This window comes from Prevotella sp. MGM2, from assembly GCF_002933955.1.
Classification (GTDB): Bacteria; Bacteroidota; Bacteroidia; order Bacteroidales; family Bacteroidaceae; genus Alloprevotella.
Genome location: NZ_BEWW01000232.1, coordinates 1 through 4,714 on the forward strand (window position 1 = coordinate 1; position 4,714 = coordinate 4,714).

General features: G+C 46.1%; 4 protein-coding genes. 3 read left to right on the top strand and 1 reads right to left on the bottom strand.

Features of this window, described 5'->3' with window-relative positions:
* From C5S62_RS13865 to C5S62_RS05795, 3 genes are all read left to right on the top strand, one after another.
* Positions 1-190: hypothetical protein (locus tag C5S62_RS13865; RefSeq protein ID WP_223301157.1), on the top strand; the 190-nt coding region annotated here is incomplete at its 5' end.
* Positions 191-387: 197 nt separating this feature from the next.
* Complete coding sequence (locus C5S62_RS05790; RefSeq protein ID WP_104404456.1) at positions 388-837, top strand: DUF4488 domain-containing protein; 450 nt, start codon at positions 388-390, stop codon at positions 835-837.
* 19 nt (positions 838-856) lie between these two features.
* Complete coding sequence (locus C5S62_RS05795) at positions 857-2,728, top strand: S9 family peptidase (protein ID WP_104404457.1); 1,872 nt, start codon at positions 857-859, stop codon at positions 2,726-2,728.
* A 185-nt stretch (positions 2,729-2,913) separates the two neighbouring features.
* Here the strand turns inward: C5S62_RS05795 and C5S62_RS05800 are convergent, their stop codons facing one another.
* Positions 2,914-3,324 carry an outer membrane beta-barrel protein gene (locus tag C5S62_RS05800; RefSeq protein ID WP_104404458.1) on the bottom strand — a complete coding sequence of 137 codons (411 nt, stop codon included), beginning with the start codon at positions 3,322-3,324 and terminating at the stop codon, positions 2,914-2,916.
* Between the last annotated feature and the right edge of the window lie 1,390 nt (positions 3,325-4,714).

A 4,714-nucleotide genomic window follows, 5' to 3' on the forward strand; every position in this document is an offset into this window, starting at 1 on the left:
ACAGCCAAGCGGGACTCTCCACCGGAAAGTCCCGCTTTTTCGATGTTTTCAGGGCCTTTCCGCACCGTTTTTGGCCGTATTGTTTCCTGAAATTCCCCGTATTGCAGTTGAAATTCCAAGTATTCGTGTTAAAATTTCAATAAGGACTTTTTCAGCATCATTACTTCAAACCTATATTTTAACACATTAAAATGCAACAAAAGGTTAAAAACGTTAAAGTCAGAAACCACTCGCACACGGTTCATCCAACGACAGCGCCTACAGCCTCACCCTTGGGGAAATCAAGTTTCTGGTATTTTTTCCTGCATTAAATTTGTTTTTTTATCTGCAATGTCGTATCTTTGCGATACAGGCAACCGGATCATAAACCTTAAATAACACTTGATTATGAAACGTTTCTTTTTACTCCTGACCATAACCGCAATGAGTTCTATAGCTTGTCTGACGGCACAGAACATACCTGAACGCTTTGCGGGTATATGGCAACAAAAACAGAAAATAACGGAAAAAAACGGCAGTGAGCGCATAGTACATCTGCCAGTATGGAAAATCCTGAACAAGGACGGTACATTCTGCACTTTCCTGATTGCCAACAGGAAGGGAGAAAGCATCATAACCACGAAGGGAACGTTTGCTATCACAGACGAGACTACGTATGTGGAGCACATCACAGGTTCGATCACCGACCCCTCGCTGGTGAACAAAGACAATATCATAAAATATACTTTCACAACGGACAACACGATGACACTCACCTACCGCATGCCCGGCGCCGCCAAAGAGGCTGTGGAAATGTGGACGCGGGTGAAAATGGCAATGCCCGGACAGGAGCGGTGACCCGCCGTGAAAAGAAAACATGACACAGAAAATGGAAAAAGCATGTAACGACCAAAATGTGGGAGGTGCCGGAAAGCATCTCCCACTTGAATATTTCTTCCGCAACTCTCAGGAGGCGGCCTATCAAATATCGCCCGACGGGCGGCATCTTTCCTACATGGCGCCTTATCGCGACCGCATGAACATCTACGTGAAACCGGCCGGCGGCGGACAAGCCGTGCGCATAACCGGCGAAACGGAACGTAGCGTGGCAGGCTACATGTGGGCAGACAACGAACGCCTGCTTTTCATGAAAGACACCGCCGGCGATGAGAACTACCAGCTGTTCGGCGTAAATTTGGACGGGTCGGATCTCAGAGCCTACACGGACTTTCCGGGCGTGCGCACCTCGCTCATCGACGACCTGGAGGAAACACCCGACATGGTGCTCATCGGGCTGAACAGGCGCAACCCTGAAGTGTTCGACCCCTACCGCCTGAACATACGCACGGGCGAACTGACACAACTGGCGGAAAACCCGGGCAACTGGCAGGGATGGATGACCGACCACGAAGGACGCCTGCGGTCAGTAACGGCCATCGTTGACGGCGTGAACACACAGATTCTCTACCGTGACAACGATGGGGAAGACTTCCGTCCAGTACTCACGACAAACTTCAGGGAAATGGTCAACTTCATGGAGTTTACGCCTGACAACCGCCTGGTGTACGCCGCCACCAATCTGGGACGCGACAAGGTAGCGCTGGTACTGATGGACCCTTCCACCTGCGAAGAGCTGGAGGTGCTCTACGAAAACGAGAAGTACGACATATCAAGCATCAACTACTCACGCAAGCGCAGAAAACTGCTTTCCGTCTACTGCACCGGACACAAGGAGCCGGTGCGGCACTTCTTCGATGAGGAAGAGGAGGCACTGCGCGCACGGATCAAGGCCCATTTCCCTGACCACCGCTACGGCGTGGCCGACTCAGACAAGGAGGAGGAACACTTCCTCATTTACGCCGGCAACGACCGCACAAGAGGTTACTATTACTTCTATGACGCCATAAAAGATAAAGCTGAGAAAATAGCGGACACAGCCCCATGGATCAAAGAAGAGGACATGGTGGAGATGCACCCCGTGACCTACACCACACGCGACGGGCTGAACATCGAGGCATACCTTTCGCTGCCCCGGAGCCTAACACCCCAAACGGCGCAGAGCTTGCCGGTGGTGGTCAACCCGCACGGCGGGCCATGGGCACGCGACACGTGGGGATACTCCTCAGAGGTACAGTTTCTGTGTAACCGAGGTTATGCTGTCTTTCAAATGAATTTCCGCGGCTCCACGGGATTTGGCCGGCAATTCCTCGAGGCAAGCTATAAACAGTGGGGACTGAAAATGCAGGACGACATCACGGATGGCGTAAGGTGGCTCATAGCCGAAGGCATAGCCGACCCAGCACGCATAGCCATCTACGGCGGAAGTTACGGAGGATATGCCACCTTGGCGGGCGTCACCTTCACACCTGAACTTTACCGGTGTGCCATTGACTATGTGGGTGTGTCGAACCTCTTCACCTTCATGCAGACCATACCGCCTTACTGGCGCCCAATGCTCGAAATGATGTATGAACAGGTGGGGCATCCTGAAAAAGACCGCGAACAGCTGGCGGCAACATCGCCCGCACTGCATGCTGAAAACATCCGCGTGCCGCTGCTGATAGCCCAAGGAGCGAACGACCCGCGCGTGAACAAGGCTGAAAGCGACCAAATGGTAGAGGCGCTGCGGCAGCGTGGGGTGGAAGTTGAATACATGGTAAAGGATGATGAGGGCCACGGCTTTCACAATCAGGAGAACCGTTATGACTTTTACCGTGCCATGGAGAAATTTCTCGAAAAGCATCTGTAAGCACACTACGGTTCATGTTCCCAAAGACTAAAACCGAAGAACAACATAAAAGCGTAATACAGAACGTGCGTTGCCCGACATCAAGCAACGCACGTTCTTTCCTAAAGATAACAAACTGCTAACTGATAGACTTTAAAATTAAATCAAAACAGTTTCTTATAATATGTTTTTTCAGATGATATCCATTATAGTCGATTCATTTCGGCCTCCGAAGCAGCTTTGCCCTTATACTTACTTTTTTGAGGTTGGAATTGGTATTGAACACTCAAAGCTATTCCCCGTCTGTCATAGCTCTGATACTTGTTCATCAGAATACCGTATGTATTCATACTCCAGTCGTTGTTACGGGTATTGAATATGTCAGTAGCTGTCAATTTTATAGCAAGTGCTTTGTCAAGGAATGTTTTGCACACGCTCATATCCATCACAAACCATGAGGCAGAAAAACGATTGGTGTGCATGTCACCACAACTTTGTCCCCGCATGTTGGTCGAGAAATAAAAACCTTTAGGTAAGGAAATTGAGTTTTGGATGTTATATGAATATATTGGCTTGCCGTAACGGTTGTCCCCAAGTTGCATCCACGGTTTTGACATTCCGAGGATAACTTCAGGACGCCAACGCCTATAGTTATTTTAATTCAGATAATCAACCAAACAACTTGTAATTATGAGACAATCAATAAAAAACAGAATCCGTAATTTAGTTACTCTTAATAAAGTAACTAAATTTGTGGCAAAATTATGTGGCATGATAAGTAACTTCAAAAACGGAGAGTATGTGTGTCTGAAACACGATAAGAGTAAGAAATTCTATGTCGTGTCAAACATAATAATTGAGGGTAAAATCCAGTTAGGGTATTTTAGTGACTTCACCCATCGCATTGAGGAAGTATACCGGCGACACAATGAGATTAAAGGTGTCTTTTAGGATGCTTTGGAAAGTTCAAATGAAAATCTTACATTTGGTGTAAATAGTATATAATTACGTAATCTTTTTATAACCATATTACAGGTCTGGACATTACAAAGTCCGGTTAGCTAATATATAATATGAGGGCATCAAAGAGCCAATAAAGTGGATTACTGCTTTACTTGGACATACCTTGTAACCTCTTCTATAGCGTAGGATTTCAGTCGAATATTGCTTCTACTCTATATTTTATATCAAGAGAATAAGAGGATCAAAGTGAAGAAACTACGGCGATTTTAAAAGCCAAGCCCAATTCAAATTCAAGAAAAGTATCTTTTATGCCGTCAAACTACTTCTGAGAGATCATTTTCCGAGCATAATCTTTGTGAACCAAAGGATTATTAACGGTTTTTATATTTTATTCTTCTGCGCATTGGATAACCTTTAAAGAACTCTTCGTATGCAAAAGTAACAATAAAACAGGAGATTTTGAAATGAATCCACCTATTTTTCTTCTCATACAAGTTTTTCCGTAAAAGCGGTTTTATCCATCGACACACCATCATACACAAGGATTTTGGACGAACATGTACCAGCTACCACATAAGCGAAGAAAAGAGCTTTGCCTCACTCCTAAACAACAATTTAGACTGATGATGCAAGGTCCATTTCTTTTGTGCTTATGCCAAAGAGGTGCTTTTACTGGCTTTTCAGATGATTTTTTCGCTGTTCTTTTGAACAGAAAACCGTACATGACAGCCAAATCCATAAATGGAACAAGCCGTCATACACGACTATCTGCAAGGAAATATGGTTTACCCTATTTCACGCTACGGGCTATGTCCTTTTCTTTTGGGGGATTTCTTGTTTCACGAATTTCTCTTTTGAAGTTTTCTGTCTAATCTACCTCTACTTTCGTTTACCTCCATTTTAGCGCCTTTCAGTGAGCCGCATCAAGCAGTCATTTCCGCTCTAGGCGCAAAGGTAACTGCGGGATTTGATGGAAAAACAAGGTCACCCCCATTTCCCTCATGACATCTTCCTTCGCCATGCGGCGGCTCCAGACAAAAAGGC